Consider the following 24,005-nt stretch of genomic DNA (forward strand, 5'->3'; position numbering starts at 1 on the left):
GCTATGCTTCTCACACCGCGCCATGAAGGACAACGTCACACCGCTCTTCGATGACCCCGCCGACGCGCAGACCGCGTCCGAGGCGGACGGGCTCGCCGCGCTGGAGAGCCGCGTCGGGCGCGTGCACCTGCGTCAGCGGCTCGGCCTCGAGGCGGACTACGAGGAGCGCGTGTTCCGCTTCGGCACGCACTTCTTCCATCTCGAGAACTGGTACTCGGTCCACGCCCTGATACGCAACAGCCTGCGGCTCGTCGGCCTCCACGGGAGGGGCCGGCGCAACGCGCGAGCGGTGGTGCTGCGCGAGAACGAAGTCGCGCTCGAGGGCCTGCCGGCCGCGTTCGACGGTTACCGCGTCCTGCAGATCAGCGATCCGCATCTCGACATGAGCGAAGACATCACCGACGCGGTGATCGAGCGCGTGCGCGGCCTCGAGTACGATTTGTGCGTGATGACGGGGGACTACCGGGCGCGCACCTTCGGACCGTACCAGCCGACCCTCGCCGCCATGGCGCGCGTCCGCGAACATCTGCGCGGGACGATCGCCGCGGTTCTCGGCAACCACGACACCATCCGCATGGTGCCCGGCCTCGAGGCGATGGGCATACGCGTGCTCCTGAACGAGTCGATGGCGCTCGCGCGCGACGACGCCGAGATCCACCTCGCGGGGATCGACGACGCGCACTACTACCGACTCGACAACTTCGAGAAGGCGGCCGCCCGGATCCCGTCGAACGCGTTCAGCATCCTGCTTTCTCACACCCCCGAGACGTACAAGCACGCCGGCCATGCCGGCTTCCGGTTGATGCTCTGCGGCCACACGCACGGCGGCCAGATCTGCCTTCCGGGCGGGCTGCCGGTGATCACCGACGCCGACTGCCCGCGGCGCTACGTGCGCGGCCCGTGGCGCTACCACAGTCTGATCGGCTATACCTCGACGGGCTCGGGGTCGTCCATCGTGGACGTGCGCCTCAACTGTCCCCCCGAGGTCACGCTGCACCGCCTGCGCGCGATCTGAAAAGCAATTTTTAATTGTGAATGCTTAATGTTGAATTGATGAGCGCGCGCAGCGCGCGCCGGTTGATTCAACATTCAAAATTCAACATTAAAAATTGCTTTCAATACGGTTGGTCCCGCAGCCGCAGGCGGTAGAGCAGGCGCGAGATCGCGAGCTCCAGTACCAGAAACGCCAGCACCATGAGTGCGATCTCCACGCCGGAGAGGCCGTAGCGTGCGCGCACGGCGAGGAGCGGAAAGAGGCTCTCGGGAATCTGGTCGAGGCCCAGGGCCTGGCTGCTGGTCGGGAACGCGAGGCGCCGCTTGAGGAAGCTCGAGGTGAGGTCGCCGAGCATCGCGAACGCCCCGATCAGAAACCCCGTCGAAGCATCGATGCCGAGCGCCCACGCGGCAGGCGGCGTGCACGCGAGCGCCAGGACGAGGCCGCGCAGGGTCTTGGAGCGTCCGAAGACCGGCCGCCCGTCCGGGAGCGTGAGGCCGGCATCGACCGGAAAGGCGAACCGATCGCGGAACACCGTGCGGCCGAAGAGCGCGGCTCCGTTCGCCACGCCGACGAGGAGCAAAAGCTTGAGGTGGAGCAGCAGGACGGCGGGATCGGCGGCCATGCTTGTTGTCGTTATTCGCCCGTTTCCTGGCGCAGATTAGCAGGGGCCCGTCGCGCGGCGAAAGGGGCGCCGGCGTAGGCGGCCTCGGCGCGAATGCGGTATTCTTCCCCGCTTTCTCGTATCCGATTCCGCCGATGGAAGACCGTTATCTCCCCGCCGCAGTCGAGCAAGGCGCCCAGTCCTACTGGGACGCGCACCGCTGTTTCCGGGTCGCGGAGGATCCCGCAAAACCGAAGTTCTACTGCCTCTCCATGTTTCCCTATCCGTCCGGGAAGCTGCACATGGGCCACGTGCGCAACTACACCATCGGCGACGTGATCGCGCGCTTCCGCAGGATGCAGGGCTGCAACGTCCTCCAGCCGATGGGGTGGGACGCCTTCGGTCTGCCGGCGGAGAACGCCGCGACCGCGAACGGCGTGCCGCCGGCGCAATGGACGTACGAGAACATCGCGTACATGAGGAAGCAGCTGAAGAGCCTCGGCTTCGCCATCGACTGGGAGCGCGAGCTCGCGACCTGCCGCCCGGACTATTACAGGTGGAACCAGTGGCTGTTCCTGCGCATGCTCGAGCGGGGCATCGCCTACAAGACCACCGGGGTCGTCAACTGGGACCCGGTCGACCAGACCGTGCTGGCCAACGAGCAGGTGATCGACGGCCGCGGCTGGCGCACCGGCGCGCCGATCGAGAAGCGCGAGATCCCGATGTACTACCTGCGCATCACGCAGTACGCCGAGGAGCTCCTCGCCGATCTCGAGAAGCTCCCCGACTGGCCGGAACGCGTGAAGACGATGCAGGCGAACTGGATCGGCAAGAGCGTCGGGGTCCGCTTCGCCTTTGAATACGAGCTGCCCGCGGCGGCGGGCAACCACCCCCCTCTCGCCGAGAAGGCGGGGGCAGCGGCGAGGCGCGGTACGGCGGACGGCTCCGGAGCGCAGGAACCGGGACACAAAGGCAGCCTCTGGGTTTTCACCACCCGCCCCGACACGATCATGGGTGTCACGTTCTGCGCGGTGGCCGCCGAGCACCCGCTGGCGACCTACGCGGCGAAGGGCAACCCGGAGCTGGGCGCCTTCATCGACGAGTGCAAGCGCGGTTCCGTGATGGAAGCCGACCTCGCGACGATCGAAAAGAAGGGCATGCCGACCGGCATCCACGTGAGGCACCCGCTGACCGGCGAACCGGTTCCCGTGTGGGTCGGCAACTACGTGCTCATGGGGTACGGCGAGGGCGCGGTGATGGCCGTGCCGGCGCACGACCAGCGCGATTTCGAGTTCGCGCAGAAGTACGGGCTTCCCGTCAAACCCGTGATCCGGCCCGCGAACGGCGAGCTGGAGCAGCCGATGAGCGCCGCCTACGTCGATTACGGTGTCTGCTTCAACTCGGGCAAGTACGACGGGCTCGACTTCCGGGCGGCGGTCGACGCGATCGCGGCCGACCTCAAGGCAAAGGGCCTCGGCGACAAGCAGGTGATGTGGCGCCTGCGCGACTGGGGGATCTCGCGCCAGCGCTACTGGGGCTGCCCCATACCTATTATTCATTGCGCCCGCTGCGGCGACGTCCCGGTGCCCGACGATCAGCTCCCGGTCGTGCTGCCCGAGGACTGCGTGCCCGACGGCTCCGGCAACCCGCTCAACAAGCGCGAGGATTTTCTTACGACGAGCTGCCCGACATGCGGCGGTCCGGCGCGGCGCGAGACCGACACCATGGACACCTTCGTCGACTCCTCGTGGTACTACGCGCGCTACTGCTCGCCCGACAGCGACTCGGCGATGGTCGACGGGCGCGTGAACTACTGGATGCCGGTCGACCAGTACATCGGCGGCATCGAGCACGCGATCCTGCACCTGCTCTACTCGCGCTTCTGGTGGAAGGTGATGCGCGACCTGGGCCTCGTTCGCGGCGACGAGCCGTTCGCGCGGCTCCTCACGCAGGGCATGGTGCTGAACGAGATCTTTTTCCGCAAACCGGCGAGCGGGCGCGTGACCTATTACAACCCGGCCGACGTGGAGCTGCGCTACGACGAGAAGGGCAACCGCGCGGGCGCCGTGCTCAAGAGCGACGGCCAGCCGGTCGAGTCGGGTGGAATCGGCACGATGTCGAAGTCGAAGAACAACGGCGTCGACCCGCAGGCGCTCATCGAGGAGCACGGCGCGGACACGGCCCGGCTCTTCACGATGTTCGCCGCGCCGCCGGAGATGACGCTCGAATGGTCGGACGAGGCGGTCGCGGGCGCGAACCGGTTCCTGCGCAGACTCTGGAAGCTCGTCGCCGACCACGTGGCCGGCGGGACCGCGGCGGCCGTGGACCCCGCGGCGCTGCCGCCGGACCTCAAGGCGCTGCGCCGCCAGGTGCACGCGACGATCGGGAAGGTGACGGACGACATCGGTCGCCGGCAGACCTTCAACACCGCGATCGCCGCCGTCATGGAACTCGTGAACAATCTCGCGCGCTCGATGGACGACTCGGCGGCCGCGCGCGCCGTGCGCCAGGAAGGGCTCGAGGCGGTGGTGCTGCTCCTCTCGCCGATCGTTCCGCACGTCACCCACGCGCTCTGGCACGCGCTCGGCCATGCCGAGGCGGTGATCGATGCGCGCTGGCCCGAGGTCGACGCGCGGGCGCTCGAACAGGACGAGGTCGAGATTGTCGTGCAGGTCAACGGGAAGCTGCGCGGCCGGGTCCCGGTGCCCGTCGAGGCGAATCAGGACAAGGCGCTCGAGATCGCGATGGCGGACGAAGACGTGGCGCGCCACGTCGCCGGCAAGGCGATCAAGAAAGTCGTCTTCCTGCCGCGCAAGCTCCTCAATATCGTCGTCGCCGGCTGAATGGCGCCGCGTCGTATCGCTCTCGTCCTCGCCGCCCTTGCCGCACTGAACGCGTGCGGATTCCATCTGCGCGGCACCGGCGGTGCGGCCCTGCCCGAATCGCTCGCGATGCTGCGCGTCACGATGCCGGGACGCGGGACCGACGATCCCACGCTCGTCGCCGTGCGGCGCGCGTTCACGGCCGCCGGGGCGAGCCTCACGGAAGCGGCGGAGGCCCCCACGCTCGTGCTCCATGACGAGCGCGTGGAGACGCAGGTCATCTCGGTGAGCACGGTAACCGCGAAGGCCAACGAGTACCGGCTGCGATACGGGCTCAGCTTCCGCCTGGATCGGGGCGGCACGGCGACCGTGCCGCAGACCGTCCGGCTGGTGCGGGAGTACACGTTCGACCCGACGCAGATCCTCGCCAAGGAGCAGGAGGAGCGCGAGCTCCTGCGCGAGATGCAGAGCGAAGCGGCGCAGCAGATCGTGCGCCGGGTCGCGCGACTGAAACCGGCGGAACCGCCGGCCGGGGCGGATGAGGGCGAATAGTCCGGCGGCGCGCCGGTCCCAATGACATGCAGCTCAACGCCGACCAGCTGATACAGCAGCTCAAGCGCGGTCTCGCTCCGGTCTACCTGTTGACCGGCGACGAGCCCTTGCTCCTGCAGGAGTGCGCCGACGCGATACGCGCCACGGCACGGGCGCAGGGTTTCGGCGAGCGGGAACTGAGCGTGGTGGAGTCCGGCTTCGACTGGCCGGCTTTCTACGCGGGCACGCGCGCCGGCTCCCTCTTCGCGGAGCGGCGGTTCATCGAGTTGCGCCTCCCGACCGGAAAGCCCGGCGAGGAGGGCGCGCGGACGCTGACGGAGATCGCGCAGGAGGCCGCCGCCGGGGACCTCGTGCTCCTCGTCGTCGCGGGCAAGCTCGACAAGGCGGCGCGCGCGGCCAAGTGGGTCTCGGCCCTCGAGCGCGCCGGGGCGATGGTGACGGTCTACCCGGTCGACGCGCGCGAGCTGCCGGCGTGGATCGGAAGGCGCATGCGCGCGAGCGGCTTGACGCCCGGTCCGGGGGTCGCGGACATGCTCGCCCATTACATGGAGGGAAATCTCCTCGCCTGCGCGCAGGAGATCGAAAAGCTCGCGCTCGCGGGACTCACGACCGTCAGCTCGGATGACATCGCCGGCGTGCTCGGCGACAATGCCCGGTTCAGCGTGTACGGGCTTTCGGACGCCTGTCTCGCGGGCGACGGCGCCGCCGGCCTGCGTATCCTGCGCAGCCTCGAGGCGGACGGCACCGCCCCCGCACTCGTCCTGTGGGCGCTTGCGCGCGAGGCGCGCGAGCTCGCGAGGATGAGCTCGGCGGTCTCCGCCGGGAGGCCGGAGGCCCAGGTGCTCGAGGAGTTCAAGGTCTGGCCGCGCCGGCGTAGCCTGATGCGGCGGGCGCTCGGGCGCCGGGACGCGGCCGGATGGCGCGACGTCCTGCAGACCGCGGCGCGCGTGGATCGCGTGGTCAAGGGCCGTGCGGACGGCTCGGCCTGGCTCGAGCTCGAACGCCTGGCGCTGGCGATCGCCGGCCAGGCTCCGGCGGGCCACTCATTGCGTGGAGGGTTTCGATGAAAGCGGCTACCGTACCGACGTCGACCGATATCCGGGACTACATGCGCGCGCTCGGCGAGCGGGCGCGCGCCGCCGCGCGCGTGCTCGCGCGCGCCGAGACCGCGGCGAAGGACGCGGCGCTGCTCGCCATGAGCGCGGCGATCGAGCGCAACCGCGCGATGCTGCTCGCCGAGAACCGCAAGGATCTCGAGGCGGGCGCCAGACAGGGTCTGGACGCCGCGATGCTGGATCGCCTGGAGCTCAATGACGCGCGCCTCGCTTCGATGGCCGAAGGCCTGCGTCAGATCGCCGCGCTGCCGGATCCGGTGGGCGAGATCAGCGACCTCAAGTACCGGCCCTCCGGCATCCAGGTCGGCCGCATGCGGGTGCCGCTCGGGGTCATCGGGATCATCTACGAGTCGCGTCCCAACGTCACCGCGGACGCCGCCGGGCTTTGCCTCAAGAGCGGCAACGCCTGCATCCTGCGCGGCGGCAGCGAGGCAATCCACTCGAACCGCGCCGTCGCCGAGTGCATCCAGGAGGGCCTGAAGCAGGCGGGCCTGCCGGCCGACGCGGTGCTCGTCGTCGAGACCACCGACCGCGCCGCGGTGGGCGAGCTCGTGCGCATGAAAGGGCACGTCGACGTCATCGTGCCGCGCGGCGGCAAGGGGCTCATCGAGCGGATCTCCGGTGAGGCGACCGTGCCGGTCATCAAGCACCTGCACGGCGTGTGCCACGTCTACATCGACGAGCGTGCCGATCTGGAGAAGGCCGCGCGCGTGGCGTTCAACGCCAAGTGCCAGCGGTACGGCACGTGCAACACCATGGAAACGCTGCTCGTGCACCACGCGGTGGCGGAGCAGATCCTGCCGATGCTCGGCCGGATGTACCGGGAACAGGGCGTCGAGCTCCGGGTCTGCGAGCGCACGCGCGCAATCCTCGGGGACGCGAAGCCGGCGACCGAGGAAGACTGGTACACGGAGTACCTGGCGCCCATTCTGTCGATCCGCATCGTCGACGATCTCGACCAGGCGATCGACCACATCGCGCAGTACGGCTCGCAGCATACGGACAGCATCGTCACCGAGGACATCACGCGCGCCCGGCGCTTCCTGCGGGAGGTGGACTCCAGCTCCGTGATGGTCAACGCCTCGACGCGCTTCGCCGACGGGTTCGAGTACGGCCTCGGCGCCGAGATCGGCATCTCCACCGACAAGATCCACGCCCGTGGTCCGGTCGGCCTCGAGGGACTCACCTCCCAGAAGTTCGTCGTGCTCGGTGACGGGCACGTCCGGTCTTGATGAGTGCGCCGGCGAACCTGCTCCCCCGCTCTCCTTGCGTGGCGAGCCGGGGGAGAGCGGGCATGTCGGGCGCGAGCGTGGCGTGCTGTCGTTGGTTACCTCGCTGAACCGGCTCGTCCCCGCACGCCAGTCCTCTCTCCCGAAAGCGGAGAGCGTGGCTTCTCCCGGACTCCCCTCCCGCGAGCCGGAGAGGAAACTTCCGAATGATCCGGGTCGAGGCGCGCTGCGCGCGCGTTTCATATGATCGGGATCCTCGGCGGGACGTTCGATCCCATTCATTACGGGCACCTGCGGCCGGCGCAGGACGCCGCGCGGCAGCTCGGGCTGACGGAGCTGCGGCTCGTGCCGGCGGCGACCCCACCCCACCGACGGCGCCCGGTCGCGCATGCGGCGCAGCGGCTGCGCATGGTCGAGCTGGCCGTCGCCGAGTTTCCCGGCCTGGCGGTGGACGATCGCGAGATACGCCGGGGCGGCCTCTCGTACACCGTGCCCACGCTCGAGTCCGTGCGCGCGGAGATCGGCACCACACCGCTTTGCCTGTTGCTCGGCACGGATGCCTTCCGCGACATCGAGAGCTGGCACCGCTGGTCACGGCTCCCCGAGCTCGCTCATCTCGTCGTGCTCGGCCGGCCCGGATTCCCGGCTCCCGATGCCGCCGACCTGCCTGTCTGGGCGCGCAAGCGTCTCGTGGCCGGCCCCGGCGAGCTGCGCACGCGGAGCGCGGGAGGCCTGCTGTTCCTCGAGGTCGAGCCACACGACGTCTCGGCGACCCGCATCCGCGCCGCCATCGCCCGGGGCGAAACGCCGCCCGCCGAGTGGCTGCCGGCCTCCGTGCTGGACTACATCCGCCGAAACGGTATCTATCGAAGCGAGGCCGCATGACTACCCGAGCCGCCCAGCTGCGCAGGCAAATCCGCGACGCGCTCGACGACGCGAAGGCGCGCGATGTCGTCCTCATCGATGTGCGCGACGTCGCGATGTTCACGGACTACATGTATATCGCCACCGGGACCTCGAACCGGCATGTGATGTCGGTCGCTGACCGCGTGATCGACAGGCTCCGGGAGCGGGGCCGCAAGCCCACGGGCGTCGAGGGCATGGAAGGGGGCGACTGGGTGCTGATCGACTACGGCGACGTGGTCGTGCACGTGATGCGCGAGCAGACGCGCGACTTCTACAACCTGGAGAAGCTCTGGGCCGAAGGCAAGCGGGTGGCCGAGAGGAAATGAAATCTTGAATGTTGAATTCTCAATGTCGAATCAAGGAGCGCACGCTGCGCGCGCTTCAATTCAGAATTGAGAATCTGACATTCGACATTGCATCGTGCAGATCCACCTCATCGCCGTGGGCACGCGCATGCCGCAGTGGGTCGAAGAGGGCTACGCGGAGTACGCGAAGCGCCTCCCGACGCAGCTTCGCCTGACTCTCCGGGAGATCCCCGCCGGGCGGCGGACGAAGGGGGCGGATCTGGAGCGGTTGCTGCGCGACGAGGGCGAGCGCGTGCTGGCTGCGGTTCCGGCGCGCGCGCGCGTGATCGCGCTCGAGCGCACCGGGCGCAGCCTCGCCACGCGCGAGCTCGCCGCCGCCGTCCAGGCGCAGCTCGCCCGCGGCGCGGATCTCGCGCTGCTCGTGGGCGGTCCCGAGGGGCTGGCCCCGGCCTGTCTGGCGCGGGCGGACGAAACCTGGTCGCTGTCCGCGCTCACGCTCGCGCACCCGGTGGTCCGGGTCGTGCTCGCCGAGCAGCTCTATCGGGCGTGGAGCATCATCGCGGGAACGCCTTACCATCGCTGAGGCGACGGCAAGCCCCAGGTCACAGGTTCTGAGTAACATGTCGATGCTGCGCGCGAAGCGCTTCTCACGCTGATCACTTGTCACTTGTCTCTGACATCATGATTTACCTTGCCTCCGCCAGTCCCCGTCGGCGCGAGCTCCTCGCCCAGGCCGGGCTCGCGTTCGAGGTCGTTCCCTCGAACATCGTCGAGCTGGCCCGGGAGGGCGAGCCGCCTGCCGAGTACGTGCAACGCGTCGCGCTCGACAAGGCGCGCTTCGTCGCGAAGGTCGTCCGCGAGCGAGGCCTCCCGGCGCGCCCGGTCCTCGGGGCCGATACCGAGGTCGTGCTCGACGGCGCGGTCCTCGGCAAGCCGCGCGACCGCGCGGACGGCATTGCGATGCTGCGGCGACTGTCGGGCCGCGCGCACTCGGTGTTGACCGGCATCGCGCTCGTGCATCAGGATGGAGAGTACGGCGCGCTTTCCGAAAGCCGCGTGACGTTTGCGCGGTTGACCGACGACGAGATCGCGCGCTACTGGGAGACCGGCGAGCCGGCCGACAAGGCCGGGGGCTACGCCATCCAGGGTCGTGGCGCCGTTTTCATCAGCCGGATCGAGGGCAGCTATTCGGGGGTCGTGGGGCTGCCGCTGCACGAGCTCGCCGAGCTCCTCAAGCGGGCCGGAGCGGCCGCGCTTCCGTAAGGACGACCGGATGAGCGAAGAGATTCTCATAAACGTTACCCCGCAGGAAACCCGCGCCGCCGCGATCGAGAACGGCGTGCTGCAGGGCGAGGCGGGGGCGTCGCGAATGCACTTAACGTGCATTCGCGCCGCCGAGCGCCCGGCCATGGATGGCCGGGCTGGGGTTCAACGGAGCGGTGACGTTACGCCAGGGATGGCTGGCACAGCCGCAGCACGCTATCGGGGATGAGCGAAGAGATTCTCATAAACGTTACCCCGCAGGAAACCCGCGCCGCCGCGATCGAGAACGGCGTGCTGCAGGGCGAGGCGGGGGCGTCGCGAATGCACTTAACGTGCATTCGCGCCGCCGAGCGCCCGGCCATGGATGGCCGGGCTGGGGTTCAACGGAGCGGTGACGTTACGCCAGGGATGGCTGGCACAGCCGCAGCACGCTATCGGGGATGAGCGAAGAGATTCTCATAAACGTTACCCCGCAGGAAACCCGCGTCGCCGCGATCGAGAACGGCGTGCTGCAGGAGGTCTACGTCGAGCGCGCGCGCAGCCGGGGCATCGTCGGCAACGTCTACAAGGGTCGGGTCGCGCGCATCCTCCCGGGGATGCAGGCCGCCTTCGTCGACATCGGTCTCAATCGCGCGGCCTTCCTGCACGCCTCCGATATTCGTACGCCGGAGGCGCCGGCGCGCGAGCGCGCGGCGGTCGCCCTCGACCAGAGCGGCGCCGCCGTCGCCCGCGTGAGCAACGGCAACGCCTGGCCGGCGCCGCGCATCAACGAGCTGCTGCACGACGAGCAGGAGCTGGTGGTGCAGGTGGTGAAGGACCCCCTGGGCACGAAGGGCGCCCGGCTCACGACGCAGATCACGCTCCCCGCGCGCTACCTGGTCTACATGCCGTACTCGCGACACATCGGCGTTTCGCAGAGGATCGGCGACGACACCACCCGCGAGCGGCTGCGCAACCTTCTGCGCTCGCTCACCGAGAGCGACGAGGGCGGCTACATTCTCCGCACGATGGCGGAGACCGCGGCCGAGGAAGAGATCGAGACGGACGTGCGCTACCTGCGGCGGATCTGGTCGGCGTGCCAGGAGCGCATCAAGAGCGCCAAGCCCGGGGAGCTCATCCACGAAGACCTGCCGCTCGCGCTGCGCGCCATGCGGGACCTCGTGCGCGCGAACGTCGAGAAGATCCGCATCGACTCTCGCGAGACGTACCTCAAGGCGATCGACTTCGCGATCAAGTTCATTCCCGAGACCGCCGAGCGCATCGAGTACTACCCGGGGGAGCGGCCGATCTTCGACCTGTACTCGGTCGAGGACGAGATCCAGAAGGCGCTCGCGCGCAAGGTGCTGCTGAAGAGCGGCGGCTACCTCGTGATCGACCAGACCGAGGCGATGACCACGATCGACGTGAACACCGGCGCGTATGTCGGGCGCAAGAGCCTCGAGGAGACGCTGTTCAAGACCAATCTCGAGGCGGCGCAGGCGATCGCGCGGCAGCTGAGGCTCCGCAATCTCGGCGGCATGATCATCGTCGACTTCATCGACATGAGCGACCCGGACCACAAGCGCGCCGTGCTGCGCGCCCTCGAAAAGGCGCTCGCGCGCGACCGGACCAAGGTGTACATGACCGAAATGTCGCCGCTCGGTCTGGTCGAGCTCACGCGCAAGCGCACGCGCGAGTCGCTCGAGCATGTCCTCTGCCAGCCGTGCCCGGTCTGCCAGGGGCGGGGCACGCTCAAGACGCCGCAGACCGTCTGTTACGAGATCTTCCGCGAGATCCTGCGCGAGGCGCGCCAGTTCGGCGCCGACGAGTACCTGGTCGTCGCCTCGCAGGTCGTGATCGACCTCCTCCTGGACGAAGAAGCGACGAGCCTGCTCCAGCTGCAGGAGTTCATCGGGAAGCCGATCCAGCTCAAGGTGGAGCCGCTTTACCACCAGGAGCAGTACGACGTCGTGCTGTTGTAGACTCCGCTTCCCGATGTCCGACCGTCGCCGCAGGACCGGTGACCGGCGTTGAAACGCCGACCGGCGGCTCTCCGGCTCCTAACCTATAATTTCCCAGTACCCGTTTCCGGCCGACGCGGCAGCCTGCCTGCATGAAGCACCCGGTTGGTTCCACCGCCCGCCGCGCGGCCCGCTATGCGGTCTACGCGGCCGCCTCGATCCTCGTGCTGCTCGCCGGGCTGCACGTCGTCGCGCGGACGCTGCTCCCCCACCTCGCCGACCGCAAGGACGAGCTCGAAGCCTACCTCAGCGACAAGGCCCAGCGGGCGGTGCGGATCGACGGTCTCGAAGCCTACTGGGACGGTATCTATCCGGGCGCACACCTCCGCGGCATCGCGGTATCGGCTCCGGAAGGAGGCGAGGCCGTGCGGCTGGCGGAAGTCCGCCTTACCATCCGGCTGCTCCCGCTGCTGCGCGGCGAGTTTCGCATTCACCGCCTGGTGCTCGTCCGTCCTTCGCTGACGCTCGAACGCCTTCCTTCCGGCGACATCCGGCTCGTCGGCCTCGGCGTCGATGCGGCCCGGCCGAACGGCGATGACCGGCTCACGCCCTTCCTGTTTCAGCAGGGACAGGTGCTCGTACGCGACGGCGACCTCACGTGGATCGATGCGCGCGAGGCGCAGGCGCCGGTGCGGTTGACGCAAGTCGCGTTGAGCCTGCGCAACAACGGGAACCGCCATCGGCTGGAGGCGGCCGCGCGCTTCCCGGACGCGATGTGCCGCGAATGCCGGCTCACGGCCGATATCGACGGCAACCCGCTCGCGGGACGGGACTGGGAGGGCGAGATCCGGATCGAGGCCAGCGGGCTCGACGCATCGGCCCTGCCCCCGGTCGTGCGCGAGCGGCTGCCGGCGGAGTTCCGGGGAAGCTTCGACGTACGCCTCTGGACGGATTGGGCGGAGGGCCTGCCGCGGGCCGTGCGCGGCCCGGCCGCGGTCGCGGATCTGCGGCTGCCGCTGCCCGGTTTCGGGCAGCCGCTCGCCGTCCACCGGGCCGCAGGCGACATCAACTGGAAGCGCCGCCGCGGGGGCTGGCAGCTCGACCTCGACGGGCTCGTCCTCGGGCTGGCGGGCGAACCCTGGCGCGCGGAGCGGCTGCGCCTCGCGCACGCGGACGGGGAGAACGTCCTGCAGGTGAAACATCTGAACCTCGACGACGTCACCGCGTTCGCGACGGCCGTGAAGGGAGAGCACGGATGGTTGAGTCGGTGGGCGGACCTGAGTCCCGAGGGCACCATCGACAACCTGGATGCGCGCGTATATGGCCCGCTCGAAGCGCCGACGACCTTCGAGGTCACGGCCGACCTGAAGCGGGTCGGCATGACGGCCTACGAAAAGATCCCCGGCGTCCGCGGCGTCACGGGGCGCATCGAGGTCCAGCGGTACGGCGGCGAGATGATGCTCGACGCCGGCGACTTCGTGCTCGATCTGCCGCGTGTGTTCCGCGCGCCGCTCGCCATGCGCCGTGCGACCGGCAAGCTCGTCTGGGAGCGGACGTCCGCGCACTGGGCGATCGAGGGAACGGATCTGCGCGTGGCCGGCGAGGACGGGGAGGGCGAGGGCGCGCTCGAGCTGCTGATCCCGCACGACCGCGCCCGGTCCCCGGTGCTCAAGCTGCGCGCCGACTTCCGCAACGGCAACGGCGCCCACGCCGCCCGGTACTACCCGGTGAGGCACCTCCCGCCCCGCATGCTCGCCTGGATGGAGTCGGCCTTCGTGGGCGGACGTATCACGGCGGGGTCCCTCGTGTACGACGGCCCCATTCGCGCCTTTCCTTTCGAGGACGGCGAGGGGCGCTTCGAGCTGCGCGGCCAGGTGAAGGACGGCGTCTACCGCTTCCTGCGCGGGTGGGAGCCGGTCACGCATGCGCAGGCCGACGTGGAGATCCGCGGCTCGCACGTGAAGGTGACCGGACAGGGAAGGATCGGTCGGCTCCGGGCGAGCGACATCAACGTCGAGGTCCTCGGGCGGAAAGGTTCGCCGGAGCGCGAGGTGCGCGTGGAAGGACAGGTGCACGGCCCGGTGGGCGAGACCGTGCGGATACTGCAGTCCGTCGAGCCGGCACGGTCCTGGCGCGCCTGGCTGCCGGACGGCTTGCGCGCGAGCGGGGACGGCGCCCTGGCGCTGCGTGTGCGGGTCCCGCTCAAGCGGCCGGGATACGAAATGCAGGGCGAGTACCGCGTGACGAACGCGACGGTGCGACTCGACGGCATGGCCGCGGCGGAGGGCGTCGGCGGCGGGGTGCGATTCAACGAGCGCGGTCTCGTCGGCGGCGATCTCGCCGGGCGACTCTTCGGCGGACCGGCATTGTTCCTGGCCGAGACGCGCGACGGGCGTTTACGGGTGGAGGCGAACGGAGAGGCGCTGGCGACCAGCCTGCTGTCCGTTCGTCCGGCCCTCGCCGACCGCGTGAGCGGCCTGGTCCCCTGGACCTTCGCCCTGGATGCGGGCGCCGATGCGCAGGCCGTGCGGTTCGAGGCGCCGCTCGGCCAGGTGCGGTCGCAGTTGCCGTCACCGCTCGGTCCGAACCGGCTGCTCGACGAGAGACTCGTCGTCCAGACGGAGCTCAGTCGGCCGAGCGTGCACGTCCTGGACATCAAGGCCGGAAACGCGGCAGCCGGAAAGCTCGTGTTCACGCGCGAGGACGACCGCTGGCGTTTCGCGCGCGGCCGCGTGGAGCTGGGGGCCGGACAGGGCGAGCTGCCGCGCAACCCCGGCCTGCATCTGAACGCCGTCATCGACCATGTCGACGTCGACGAATGGCTGCCGCTGCTCGGTGGCGACGCCGACGGTGAAGGGCCGCCGCCCGTGTCCCGCGTGACCGCGCGCGTCCGGCGACTGGACATGCTCGACCGGAGCTGGGGACTTGCGACGTTCGATCTCGTGCCCAAGGACGGCGGCTGGCACGGCACCGTCGACGGTCAGGCGGCCGCAGGACGGGTGCGCTACCGCCACGGGTCGCGCGGGGCCGTGCAGAAACCGTCGCCGCCGCGCTTCGACCTCGACCTGCTGTTCCTGCGGCTGCCCGAAAAGAAGCATCCGGGGCGCGACACCGCCGTGGAGCCGCAGCGTCTGCCGGCCATTGCGCTCCGGGCCGGCGTGTACACCCACGGCGAGCGCACGCTCGGCGCCGTCGAGTTCGAGGCCGCCCCGTTCGAGCGCGGCTGGCGCATCGAGCGGTTCAGCCTCCGGCGTCCGGAGATGACCGTCGTCGGGCAGGGGGCCTGGCGCGCGGCCGGTAACCGGCAGACGAGCGAAGTGAGCTTCGAGTTCCGCAGCAGCGACATGGGCGCGACCCTCGCTGCGTTCGGTGCGCCGGACCAGATGGCTCAGGGCGAGGCGCAGATGTCCGCGCGCCTGGCCTGGCCCGGCTCGCCGTCCAATCCGCGGCTCAACGGGCTCGACGGCGAGGTGAAGCTCTCCGCCGACAAGGGTCGCTTCCTGCAGGTGAAGCCCGGCGCGGCCCGGCTGTTCGGACTGCTTGACCTCAAGTCCATCGCCCGCTACTTCACCTTCGATTTCGCACCCGCCTTCGGCAAAGGCCTCGCATTCGACGAGATCCGCGGGCGCGTCCAGATCGAGCGCGGGAATGCCTACACCCAGGGCATGACGATAAAGGGTCCCTCGCTCGGTCTCGCCATCAACGGGCGCGTCGGGCTCGCGGCCGAGGATTACGACCTCATCGTCGAGGCAAACCCGAAAATCAGCGACGCCGTGACCCTGACCAGCTGGGGGCTTTTCGGCCCGCAGGCCGCGGCCGCCGCGCTCGCGATCCAGAAGATCTTCAAGAAGCAGATCGCGAGCGGCACCCGCGTGACCTACGTGGTCAAGGGACCGTGGGACGGACCGACGGTCACTCGTCTCGGCAAACCGGCAGGCGAGAACGGGTCGACCGAAAACGGCGGCGGCTGAGCGGGCGCCGCGCGTGTTATCCTAGTCGGCGACGCGGCTGCTTGCCGCGGGACCCTCCCGTCTTCCGGAACTGCGCTCCGCAACAGGCCCCGCTACAACCATGGATCGCCTCGCCGCCATACAAATGGCGTCCGGACCTCGCGTGGACGCCAATCTCGCGGAGGCCGAGCGGCTGGTGGCCCATGCGGCGCGCGCGGGCGCCCGGCTGGTCGCTCTGCCCGAAAACTTTGCCCTGATGGCACTGAACGACGCGGACCGTCTCGCCGCCGCCGAAGAGGAGGGCGACGGGCCGATCCAGGACTGCCTCTCCCGGCTCGCGCGGCAGCACGGGATCTGGCTCGTCGGAGGCACGCTTCCCCTCAAGACGGCGGGGGCGACGCGGGTAAGGGCCGCTTGCCTCGTCTACGACCCGGACGGCCGGCGCGCCGCGCGCTATGACAAGATGCACCTGTTCGACGTGCGACTGGGAAACGGGGAGGAGTATCGCGAGTCGAACTCTATCGAGCCGGGCGGCGAGGCGGTCGTGGTGGAGACGCCCTGCGGGCGGCTCGGTCTCGCGATCTGCTACGACTTGCGCTTCCCCGAGCTTTTCCGGGAGCTTCTCGCGAAGGGCGCGGAGCTCTATGCGGTGCCCTCGGCCTTTACCGCCGTCACGGGGCGCGCTCACTGGGAGACCCTCGTGCGCGCGCGTGCAATCGAGAACCTCGCGTACGTCCTCGCCCCCGACCAGGGCGGGCGTCACGCAAACGGGCGCGAGACGCATGGCGAGACGTTGATCGTCAACCCGTGGGGCGAGGTCCTGGACCGCGTACCCAAAGGTGCAGGCATTGCAATCGCCGACCTCGACCTCGATTACCTTCGGGAGGCGCGTGAGCGTCTTCCGAGCATTCATCACCGGAGAATCAAGGCATGAATTTGGTGGAACAGGCGCGCAGATCACTCCTCGAGCCCGCGGGCATCGGTGAGAACGAGCTCACGAAGCTCATGGACCGGGTGATGGAGGGGCGCGTCGACTACGCCGACCTTTACTTCCAGTACAGCCGGCACGAGTCGTGGTCGCTCGAGGAGGGGCAGGTCAAGTCGGGCAGCCACAACATCGAGTCCGGCGTCGGCGTCCGCGCGGTGGCGGGAGACAAGTCGGGGTTCGCCTACTCGGACGACCTGGTGCTCCCGGCGCTGCTCGAGGCGGCGTCCGCCGCACGCGCGATCGCCGCGCAGGGGAACGAGACGCGCGTGCCGGTGCGCTGGCAGGGTGGGCCGGCGCTCGCCCTCTATCGGCCCATCGATCCGCTCGCGAGCCTCCCGGAGCAGGAAAAGGTGGCGCTGCTCGAGCGCGTCGAGCGCGCCGCGCGCGCCGAGGATCCGCGCATCAGGCAGGTGATGGCGAGCCTCTCCGGCGTGCACGAGGTGGTGCTCGTCGTGCGCAGCGACGGCGTGCTCGCCGCCGACGTGCGGCCGCTCGTTCGGCTCAACGTCACCGTGATCGCGGAGCAGAACGGAAGGCGCGAGGTGGGGAACAGCGGCGGCGGCGGCCGCTTCGACTACGGTTACTTCCTCGACGACGACGCGGCGCTCGATTACGCCCGCGAGGCGGCGCGCCAGGCGATCGTGAACCTCGAGGCGGTCGACGCCCCGGCCGGCGCGATGCCGGTCGTCCTCGGACCGGGCTGGCCCGGCATCCTCCTGCACGAGGCCATCGGCCACGGGCTCGAGGGCGATTTCAACCGCAAGGGCACTTCGGCCTTCGCCGGCCGCATCGGCAGCCGCGTGGCGACGGACCAGTGCACGGTGGTCGACGACGGCACGCTGCCGAGCCGGCGCGGCTCGCTCAACGTCGACGACGAAGGCACGCCTTCGCAGCGCACGGTGCTGATCGAGAACGGGATCCTCAAGGGCTACATGCAGGACACCCTCAACGCGCGCCTCATGGGCGTTCCGCCCACGGGCAACGGCCGCCGCGAGTCCTACGCGCACCTGCCGATGCCGCGCATGACCAACACCTACATGCTCGCGGGACGGTACGATCCGGCCGAGATCATCGCCTCCGTCGACCGCGGGCTTTACGCCGTCAACTTCGGCGGCGGGCAGGTCGACATCACCTCCGGCAAGTTCGTGTTCTCGGCGTCCGAGGCCTACCTGATCGAGAACGGGAAGGTGACCCGGCCGGTCAAGGGTGCGACGCTCATCGGCAACGGGCCGGACGTGCTCACGCGCGTCTCGATGGTCGGGAACGACCTCGCGCTCGACTCCGGCGTCGGAACCTGCGGCAAGGACGGTCAGAGCGTGCCCGTGGGGGTGGGGCAGCCGACGCTCAAGATCGACAGCCTCACTGTCGGAGGGACGCAGGCATGATCGGGACCGCGCCGGCACGAACCGATGTCCCGGTCTTCGACGCCGCCACCCGCGAGCGTCTGGTCGACGTGGCGCAGATCGCGCTCGAGGAGGCGCGGCGCCAGGGTGTGACCGCGGCCGAGGCGGGTGTGAACGTCTCGCAGGGGCTGTCGGTCAACGTCCGGATGGGCGAGGTCGAGACGCTGGAGCACACGCGGGACAAGGGGCTCGGCGTCACGGTCTACTTCGGCCGCCGCACCGGTTCGGCGAGCACGACCGATCTCTCGCCCGCGGCGGTTCGGGACACCGTGCGGGCCGCGTGCGCGATCGCGCGTTTCACGGCCGAGGACGACTGCGCCGGCCTCGCCGAGCCCGAGCGGCTCGCGCGCGTGATCCCGGAGCTCGACCTGCTTCATCCCTGGAACCTGCCGGTCGACCACGCCATCGAACTGGCCCGCGGCTGCGAGGACGTCGCCCGCCGGCTCGACGCGCGCATCACCAACTCCGAAGGCGCGAGCCTTTCGACCCACGAAGGCCTGGAGGTTTATGCGAACACGCAGGACTTTATGGGCAGCATCGCCGGCACACGCCACAGCCTGTCGGCCGCGGTGATCGCCCAGGATGCGGGCGGCATGCAGCGCGACTACTGGTTCACCGTCTCGCGTCGCCCGGGCGAGCTCGAGGCGCCGGAGAGCGTCGGCAGGCAGGCGGCGAAGCGCTCGCTCGACCGGCTCGGCGCCCGCAAGCTCGCCACCCGGCGCGCGCCCGTGATCTACGAGGCGCCGAGCGCCGCGAGCCTGCTTTCCCACTTCGTGGGCGCCGTGCGAGGCGAGAGCCTCTACCGCGGCGCTTCCTTCCTGATCGACCATCTGGGCAAGCGCGTCTTCGCGCCGCACGTGCGCATCCACGAGCAGCCGCACCTTCCCGGGGCGCTCGGCAGCACACCGTTCGACAACGAAGGGGTGGCGACCGGGCCCCGCGACCTCGTGAAGGAGGGGGTCCTGCAGGGCTACGTCCTCGACTCGTACTCGGCCCGCAAGCTCAAGATGCAGACGACGGGCAACGCCGGCGGCGTGCACAATCTCACGATCGATCCCGGTCCGCTGGATCGCGCGGGCCTCCTCCGGGAGATGGGCACGGGGCTTCTCGTCACCGAGCTCATCGGCTTCGGCGTCAACCTCGTCACCGGGGATTACTCCCGCGGCGCCGCGGGCTTCTGGGTCGAGAACGGCGAGATCGCCTACCCGGTCGAGGAGATCACCATCGCGGGCAACCTGCGCGACATGTACCGAGGTCTGGTCGCGGTCGGCAACGACATCGACGTGCGCGGCAACGTGCGCACCGGGTCGATCCTCATCGAGAACGTGACGATCGCAGGAAGCTGAGCGGCCGAGACGCGGCCGTCGGCGCGGACCGACGGCTTTTTTTGCGCTCGGCACGTGCAGCCAGTAGACTCTGGCGCCTTTCAGGGGGACAGCCATGTCCAAGGCGCGCCAACAAAAGAAGCCGGACCATCTCAACGAGCTGCTGGCGGCCCTGGAGACGGGAGCGATCGAGAGCGTGCGCGCGATCCTCGTCGACCTCCATCCCGCCGACATCGCCACGCTCATCGAAGGCACGCCGCCCGAGAGCCGTCCGCTCGTCTGGACCCAGGTCGACGACGCCCGCAAGGGCGAAACGCTCCTCGAGCTCGCCGAGGACGTCCGCGCCGATCTGCTGCGGCTGACCGACGACGCGGCGCTGGTCGCTGCCGCCCGCACGCTCGATACCGACGACATCGCCGACCTGATCCCGGAGCTCTCCGACGAGGTCATCGCCGAGATCCTGGCCGCTCTCGACAAGCAGAACCGTCAGCGGCTCGACGCGGTCCTCTCGTACCCCGAGGACACGGCCGGCGGCCTCATGAACGTCGACGCGATCACGGTGCGCGAGAACATCACGCTGGAGGTGGTGCTGCGCTACCTGCGCCGGCGCGGCGCTTTACCCGAAAGCACCGACAAGCTCTTCGTCGTCGATCGTCACGATGCGCTGATCGGGCAGCTCGAGATCGGGCGGCTGCTGACCACCGATCCGGACCGGCGCGTGTCGCAGGTGATGGACCGGGAGGTGATCAGGTTTCCCGCGCTCGCGCCGCAGCAGGACGTGGCGAAGGCGTTCGAGGACTACGACCTGATTTCGGCGCCGGTCGTGGACGAGCACAATCGCCTGATCGGCCGGATCACGATCGACGACGTGGTCGACGTGCTGCGCGAGGAGGCGGAGCACTCGATCCTCGCGCCGGCGGGCCTTTCGGAGGACGAGGACATCTTCGCGCCGCCGCTGCGGACCAGCCGCAGGCGTTCGGTCTGGCTCGCGGTCAATCTCGTCACGGCGATCATCGCCGCCGCGGTCGTCGGGCTTTTCGAGAGCACGATCGAGAAAGTGGTGGCGCTGGCCGTGATGATGCCGATCGTGGCGGGAATGGGCGGTAACGCGGGCACGCAGACCGTGACGGCCGTCATCCGCGGCCTCGCCCTCGGCATCGTCAGCGAAAGCAACGCGCGCCGCCTCCTCACGCGCGAGCTCGCGGTCGGGGCGCTCAACGGGCTCGTCTTCGCGCTCGCGGTCGGCCTGATCGCCGTGCTCTGGCACAAGAACCTGATGCTCGGTCCGGTCATCGCCATGGCCATGGTGATCAATCTCACTTTCGCGGCGCTCTTCGGGGTGCTCATTCCGGTCGCCGTGCGCCGGCTGGGAATCGATCCGGCCCTCGCCTCGGGCGTGATCCTCACGACCGTGACCGATGTCGTGGGCTTCTTCTCCTTCCTCGGGCTGGCGACGATATTCCTGGTCTGAGGCAGCGTCGAAACGCCGGTCGGCACCGATGAAAGCCGGGCGACCCGGACCCGCCCCGCCGCCGCGGCCCCCGGTCCCGCGCTGCCGCAGGTAGGTGGGGACCGACCCTTCATCCGCCCGCTTGTGGAAAGCCGGCAGGACCGTGCAATAGTTACCAGGGGAGGGTAGCGATGTTGCCGAAGATCCTGCAGGTCCTGAGCCGGTCGATCAAGGAGCGCCGCTGCGTCGCGCTGCGCTACGGGGATCAGCGCGAAGTGCGCGTGGTGGAGCCGCATGCCATCTACACGGACGAGCGAAATCAGCTGGTTCTCGACGCCTATCAGATCCGCGGGTTCTCGGCCGCCGGCCGCCCGCCGCCCTTCTGGCGCCCCTTCCGGCTCAAGAAAATCAGCGCGCTCTCCGTGCTGAACGAACGCTTCCTGCCGCGTACCGCCGAGGGCTTCAGTACGGCCCGGCTCAAGTACAAGAGCGGACTCGTGGCGGTGGTGTCACAGCCGGAAACCGCCTTTGCCTATCCCGCGCAGCCCCCCGAGATCGGCCCGCCGCCTCCGCCTTGGCTGCGCCGAGCCTGAGGCGTTTCTGCCGGCAAGTTCTGCTTGCTGAGTGACGCGCGCGCTTCGTGCGCTCATTAACTTATCACTTAGCACTTTGCACTAATCACTGCCTTCATTTGCCTCGTCGACCAGCGCGTGCACCGCGTGCGTGTCCGGCGTCTTGAGCACCCGCCGGGCGAAGCGCGCGAGACTCTTCAGGTCGCTCGCACGCACGTTCTGCTTTACCTGCAGCAGCGTCGCCGGGTGCATGCTGAACTCCTTCAGGCCCAGTCCGAGCAGGAGCCGCGTGTAGCGCGGATCGCCCGCCATCTCGCCGCACATCGCGACCGGGATGCGGGCCTTGCGGCCGGCCTCGAGCGTGAGCGCGATCAGGCGCAGCACGGCCGGGTGAAGCGGGTCGTAGAGATAGTTCACCGCGTCGTCGACGCGGTCGATCGCGAGCGTGTACTGGATGAGGTCGTTCGTCCCGATCGAGAAGAAGTCGAGATATGGCGCAAACAGGTCCGCGGACAGCGCCGCCGCCGGGACCTCGACCATCCCGCCGATCGGCACTCGTGGGTTGAACTTCTCTCTCGCGCGCTTGAGGGAAGACTTCGTCTCCTCGACGAGGTCGAGCACCCGGAAGAGCTCGTCCTGCGACGAGAGCATGGGGATCATGATCCGCACCTTGCCGATCGCAGACGCACGCAGAATGGCGCGAAGCTGCGGCCGAAAGAGGGCCGGGTCGTGCAGGCACAGCCGCACGGCGCGCAGGCCGAGCGCCGGGTTCGCGGTGAGCGCGGTGCGGCCGTGGCCGTCCACCTGCTTGTCGGCGCCGAGGTCGAGCGTGCGGATGGTGACCGGTTTGCCGGCGAGCGCGCGCGCGACGCGCGCATAAGCCCGGAACTGCTCCTCCTCGTCGGGAGGCTGGGGCCGGTTCATGTACAGGAACTCGGTGCGATACAGGCCGATGCCTTCCGCGTGCGCCTCGACGGCCGCCTTCACGTCGCCGGGCAGCTCGATGTTGGCGTAGAGGCGCACGCGCTCGCCGTCGAGCGTGACCGCGCGCGCCTTCCGCAGCCGGGTGAGCGCCTCGCGGCGCTTCAGGATCTCGCGCTGACGCCGGCGGTACTCGGTGATCGTCGCCTCGTCGGGCGAGACGATCAGCACCCCCCGCTTGCCGTCCACGATGACCTGATCGCCGCTGCGGACGTAGCGCGTGGCGTTGTGCACGGACACGATCGCCGGGATGCCGAGGCTTCGCGCCAGGATCGCCGTGTGGGAGATCGGGCCGCCCATGTTGGTCACGAACGCGTGGACGCGCTTGTGCTTGAGCATCACCGTGTCGGCCGGCGTGAGGTCGTGCGCCACGACAATCTCGCTCTCGCCCAGTCGCTCCGTCTCGTCCTCGTCGGCCTTGGCGAGCAGGTTGCGCAGGATGCGGTCCACCACCTGGGCGACATCGGTCTTCTTGTTGCGCAGGTAGGCGTCGTCCATCCGCTCGAACATCTCGCCGAGGCGATCGCTCTGCATCTTCAGCGCCCATTCGGCGTTGCGCCGCTGCTCGCGGATGATCTCCATCGGCGCCTCGGAGATCATCTTGTCGTCGAGGATCATCACGTGCGTGTCGATGAAGCTGACCGCTTCGGCCGGGGCGTCGGGCGGGATGTGGTCGCGGATCTTCACGAGCTGGCGCCGCGCCGACTTGACGGCGTGGAGAAAGCGGGCGATCTCGGCGTCGAGCTGATCCGGGGCGAGCGTGTACTCCACGATCTCGGGCAGCTCGCGCGCGAGCACGGTCGCGCGTCCGACGCTGATGCCGTCGCTGACCCCGACCCCGTGGAGCGCCAGCATTACTCGTCCTCGCCGAAGCGGTTTTCGACGAGACCGCGCAGCGCCTCGACGGCCCTGGCCTCGTCGCGCCCCTCCGCGCAGATCTGGATCTCGGTACCCTTCGCGGCGGCGAGCATCATGATTCCCATGATGCTCTTCCCGTTCACCTGCTGCCCGTTACGGGACAGGGTGATGTCGCTCTTGAATTCCGCGGCGAGGCTGACGAACTTCGCCGAGGCGCGGGCGTGCAGGCCGAGCTTGTTCTGGATCGAGAGGGTGACGCACTTCACGGGCGCGCCTCCGTGCGCGGGCGGGACGGGCGGCCGGAATTGCCCGGGCACAGGATCCCCCCGGAGCCGCCGGTCAGCGCGCGCTCGATCAGCTCCGGAAGCGGGAGATGCCGGTAGTTGAGCGCGCGCAGTAGCATGGGGACGTTCACGCCGGCGATGAGCTCGATCCGCCCGCGTTCCAGGAGCCGGCACGCGAGGTTCGTGTGCGTGGCGCCGTACACGTCCGCGAAGATCAGCACCCCGTCTCCGTCGTTCACCTCGGCGAGCCGCTGCTTCAAGAGCTCGTCGACGGCCTCGGGCGGCTGGGCGTAGTCGACGCCGACCGCCTCGAGGCGGGTAGGGCGCTCGCCGAGCGTGTGGACGGCCGACTCGAGGAGGCCGGCGGCGAGATCCTTTTGTGCCAGGATGAGCAAACCGATCATCTCGTTTTCTTCCTGCTCCTTCTCTCCCGCCGCAGCGGGAGAGCGTAAGGGGTGACGGAA

At 69.3% G+C, this 24,005-nt stretch carries 21 protein-coding genes; 17 read left to right on the forward strand and 4 right to left on the reverse strand.

The window, feature by feature from the left end:
- The first annotated feature begins 22 nt into the window (after positions 1 to 22).
- On the forward strand, positions 23 to 1,015 hold the full coding sequence (locus SVA_RS02920) for a metallophosphoesterase (protein ID WP_096458562.1): 993 nt from the start codon (positions 23 to 25) through the stop codon (positions 1,013 to 1,015).
- A 100-nt stretch (positions 1,016 to 1,115) separates the two neighbouring features.
- On the opposite strand, the gene SVA_RS02925 is transcribed toward SVA_RS02920, so the two are convergent.
- Positions 1,116 to 1,619, reverse strand: coding sequence for a CDP-archaeol synthase (locus tag SVA_RS02925; protein WP_096458565.1), 504 nt, complete (start codon positions 1,617 to 1,619; stop codon positions 1,116 to 1,118).
- A 134-nt stretch (positions 1,620 to 1,753) separates the two neighbouring features.
- Between SVA_RS02925 and leuS the strand changes: the two genes are divergently transcribed.
- From leuS to SVA_RS03005, 16 genes are all read left to right on the forward strand, one after another.
- Complete coding sequence (gene leuS / locus SVA_RS02930) at positions 1,754 to 4,441, forward strand: leucine--tRNA ligase (RefSeq protein ID WP_096462802.1); 2,688 nt, start codon at positions 1,754 to 1,756, stop codon at positions 4,439 to 4,441.
- Positions 4,442 to 4,972 carry an LPS-assembly lipoprotein LptE gene (locus tag SVA_RS02935; RefSeq protein ID WP_096458568.1) on the forward strand — a complete coding sequence of 177 codons (531 nt, stop codon included), beginning with the start codon at positions 4,442 to 4,444 and terminating at the stop codon, positions 4,970 to 4,972.
- A 26-nt stretch (positions 4,973 to 4,998) separates the two neighbouring features.
- The gene (gene holA / locus SVA_RS02940) at positions 4,999 to 6,039 is read left to right on the forward strand and encodes a DNA polymerase III subunit delta (protein WP_096458571.1); all 1,041 of its coding nucleotides are present in this window, start codon (positions 4,999 to 5,001) and stop codon (positions 6,037 to 6,039) included.
- A complete protein-coding gene (locus SVA_RS02945; RefSeq protein WP_096458574.1) occupies positions 6,036 to 7,319 on the forward strand; it encodes a glutamate-5-semialdehyde dehydrogenase in 1,284 nt (427 codons plus the stop codon). The genes holA and SVA_RS02945 overlap by 4 nt, the downstream gene beginning before the upstream one ends.
- 240 nt (positions 7,320 to 7,559) lie before the next feature.
- A complete protein-coding gene (gene nadD, locus SVA_RS02950) occupies positions 7,560 to 8,201 on the forward strand; it encodes a nicotinate-nucleotide adenylyltransferase (protein WP_096458577.1) in 642 nt (213 codons plus the stop codon).
- Positions 8,198 to 8,548: a ribosome silencing factor gene (gene rsfS, locus SVA_RS02955; protein ID WP_096458580.1), complete on the forward strand. Its 351-nt coding sequence runs from the start codon at positions 8,198 to 8,200 to the stop codon at positions 8,546 to 8,548. Before nadD ends, rsfS begins: the two co-directional genes overlap by 4 nt.
- Positions 8,549 to 8,642: 94 nt before the next feature.
- Complete coding sequence (gene rlmH, locus SVA_RS02960; protein ID WP_096458583.1) at positions 8,643 to 9,110, forward strand: 23S rRNA (pseudouridine(1915)-N(3))-methyltransferase RlmH; 468 nt, start codon at positions 8,643 to 8,645, stop codon at positions 9,108 to 9,110.
- Positions 9,111 to 9,208: 98 nt separating this feature from the next.
- Positions 9,209 to 9,790 (forward strand): Maf family protein, encoded by a 582-nt coding sequence (locus SVA_RS02965; RefSeq protein ID WP_096458586.1) that lies wholly within the window; start codon positions 9,209 to 9,211, stop codon positions 9,788 to 9,790.
- Positions 9,791 to 9,800: 10 nt separating this feature from the next.
- Positions 9,801 to 10,019 carry a hypothetical protein gene (locus SVA_RS19660; protein WP_096458589.1) on the forward strand — a complete coding sequence of 73 codons (219 nt, stop codon included), beginning with the start codon at positions 9,801 to 9,803 and terminating at the stop codon, positions 10,017 to 10,019.
- A gap of 211 nt (positions 10,020 to 10,230) precedes the next feature.
- Positions 10,231 to 11,751, forward strand: coding sequence for a ribonuclease G (rng, locus tag SVA_RS02975; RefSeq protein WP_096458593.1), 1,521 nt, complete (start codon positions 10,231 to 10,233; stop codon positions 11,749 to 11,751).
- 131 nt (positions 11,752 to 11,882) lie between these two features.
- The gene (locus SVA_RS02980) at positions 11,883 to 15,701 is read left to right on the forward strand and encodes a YhdP family protein (RefSeq protein ID WP_096458596.1); all 3,819 of its coding nucleotides are present in this window, start codon (positions 11,883 to 11,885) and stop codon (positions 15,699 to 15,701) included.
- Between the two features lie 100 nt (positions 15,702 to 15,801).
- On the forward strand, positions 15,802 to 16,614 hold the full coding sequence (locus SVA_RS02985) for a carbon-nitrogen hydrolase family protein (RefSeq protein WP_096458599.1): 813 nt from the start codon (positions 15,802 to 15,804) through the stop codon (positions 16,612 to 16,614).
- Positions 16,611 to 18,053 (forward strand): metalloprotease TldD, encoded by a 1,443-nt coding sequence (gene tldD / locus SVA_RS02990; RefSeq protein WP_096458603.1) that lies wholly within the window; start codon positions 16,611 to 16,613, stop codon positions 18,051 to 18,053. Before SVA_RS02985 ends, tldD begins: the two co-directional genes overlap by 4 nt.
- Positions 18,050 to 19,417, forward strand: a complete 1,368-nt coding sequence (pmbA, locus tag SVA_RS02995; RefSeq protein ID WP_096458606.1) for a metalloprotease PmbA — start codon at positions 18,050 to 18,052, stop codon at positions 19,415 to 19,417. Before tldD ends, pmbA begins: the two co-directional genes overlap by 4 nt.
- A 94-nt stretch (positions 19,418 to 19,511) precedes the next feature.
- A complete protein-coding gene (gene mgtE, locus SVA_RS03000) occupies positions 19,512 to 20,867 on the forward strand; it encodes a magnesium transporter (protein ID WP_096458609.1) in 1,356 nt (451 codons plus the stop codon).
- 170 nt (positions 20,868 to 21,037) lie between these two features.
- Entirely contained in the window at positions 21,038 to 21,439 is a 402-nt protein-coding gene (locus SVA_RS03005) for a WYL domain-containing protein (RefSeq protein WP_096458612.1), read from the forward strand.
- A gap of 81 nt (positions 21,440 to 21,520) precedes the next feature.
- Here SVA_RS03005 and ptsP read toward each other — a convergent pair whose 3' ends face one another.
- The 3 genes from ptsP to SVA_RS03020 are packed head-to-tail and all read right to left on the reverse strand — an operon-like array spanning position 21,521 to position 23,945.
- On the reverse strand, positions 21,521 to 23,254 hold the full coding sequence (gene ptsP, locus SVA_RS03010) for a phosphoenolpyruvate--protein phosphotransferase (RefSeq protein WP_096458615.1): 1,734 nt from the start codon (positions 23,252 to 23,254) through the stop codon (positions 21,521 to 21,523).
- Complete coding sequence (locus SVA_RS03015) at positions 23,254 to 23,523, reverse strand: HPr family phosphocarrier protein (RefSeq protein WP_096458618.1); 270 nt, start codon at positions 23,521 to 23,523, stop codon at positions 23,254 to 23,256. The genes ptsP and SVA_RS03015 overlap by 1 nt, the downstream gene beginning before the upstream one ends.
- Positions 23,520 to 23,945 carry a PTS sugar transporter subunit IIA gene (locus SVA_RS03020; RefSeq protein ID WP_096458621.1) on the reverse strand — a complete coding sequence of 142 codons (426 nt, stop codon included), beginning with the start codon at positions 23,943 to 23,945 and terminating at the stop codon, positions 23,520 to 23,522. Before SVA_RS03020 ends, SVA_RS03015 begins: the two co-directional genes overlap by 4 nt.
- Between the last annotated feature and the right edge of the window lie 60 nt (positions 23,946 to 24,005).

Source organism: Sulfurifustis variabilis (assembly GCF_002355415.1).
Lineage (GTDB): Bacteria > Pseudomonadota > Gammaproteobacteria > Acidiferrobacterales > Sulfurifustaceae > Sulfurifustis > Sulfurifustis variabilis.

Coding starts and splice junctions, on each gene's coding strand:
- SVA_RS02920 (WP_096458562.1), top strand. CDS start 23: ATGAAGGACAACGTCACACCGCTCTTCGATGACCCCGCCGACGCGCAG.
- SVA_RS02925 (WP_096458565.1), bottom strand. CDS start 1,619: ATGGCCGCCGATCCCGCCGTCCTGCTGCTCCACCTCAAGCTTTTGCTC.
- leuS (WP_096462802.1), top strand. CDS start 1,754: ATGGAAGACCGTTATCTCCCCGCCGCAGTCGAGCAAGGCGCCCAGTCC.
- SVA_RS02935 (WP_096458568.1), top strand. CDS start 4,442: ATGGCGCCGCGTCGTATCGCTCTCGTCCTCGCCGCCCTTGCCGCACTG.
- holA (WP_096458571.1), top strand. CDS start 4,999: ATGCAGCTCAACGCCGACCAGCTGATACAGCAGCTCAAGCGCGGTCTC.
- SVA_RS02945 (WP_096458574.1), top strand. CDS start 6,036: ATGAAAGCGGCTACCGTACCGACGTCGACCGATATCCGGGACTACATG.
- nadD (WP_096458577.1), top strand. CDS start 7,560: ATGATCGGGATCCTCGGCGGGACGTTCGATCCCATTCATTACGGGCAC.
- rsfS (WP_096458580.1), top strand. CDS start 8,198: ATGACTACCCGAGCCGCCCAGCTGCGCAGGCAAATCCGCGACGCGCTC.
- SVA_RS02965 (WP_096458586.1), top strand. CDS start 9,209: ATGATTTACCTTGCCTCCGCCAGTCCCCGTCGGCGCGAGCTCCTCGCC.
- SVA_RS19660 (WP_096458589.1), top strand. CDS start 9,801: ATGAGCGAAGAGATTCTCATAAACGTTACCCCGCAGGAAACCCGCGCC.
- rng (WP_096458593.1), top strand. CDS start 10,231: ATGAGCGAAGAGATTCTCATAAACGTTACCCCGCAGGAAACCCGCGTC.
- SVA_RS02980 (WP_096458596.1), top strand. CDS start 11,883: ATGAAGCACCCGGTTGGTTCCACCGCCCGCCGCGCGGCCCGCTATGCG.
- SVA_RS02985 (WP_096458599.1), top strand. CDS start 15,802: ATGGATCGCCTCGCCGCCATACAAATGGCGTCCGGACCTCGCGTGGAC.
- tldD (WP_096458603.1), top strand. CDS start 16,611: ATGAATTTGGTGGAACAGGCGCGCAGATCACTCCTCGAGCCCGCGGGC.
- pmbA (WP_096458606.1), top strand. CDS start 18,050: ATGATCGGGACCGCGCCGGCACGAACCGATGTCCCGGTCTTCGACGCC.
- mgtE (WP_096458609.1), top strand. CDS start 19,512: ATGTCCAAGGCGCGCCAACAAAAGAAGCCGGACCATCTCAACGAGCTG.
- SVA_RS03005 (WP_096458612.1), top strand. CDS start 21,038: ATGTTGCCGAAGATCCTGCAGGTCCTGAGCCGGTCGATCAAGGAGCGC.
- ptsP (WP_096458615.1), bottom strand. CDS start 23,254: ATGCTGGCGCTCCACGGGGTCGGGGTCAGCGACGGCATCAGCGTCGGA.
- SVA_RS03020 (WP_096458621.1), bottom strand. CDS start 23,945: ATGATCGGTTTGCTCATCCTGGCACAAAAGGATCTCGCCGCCGGCCTC.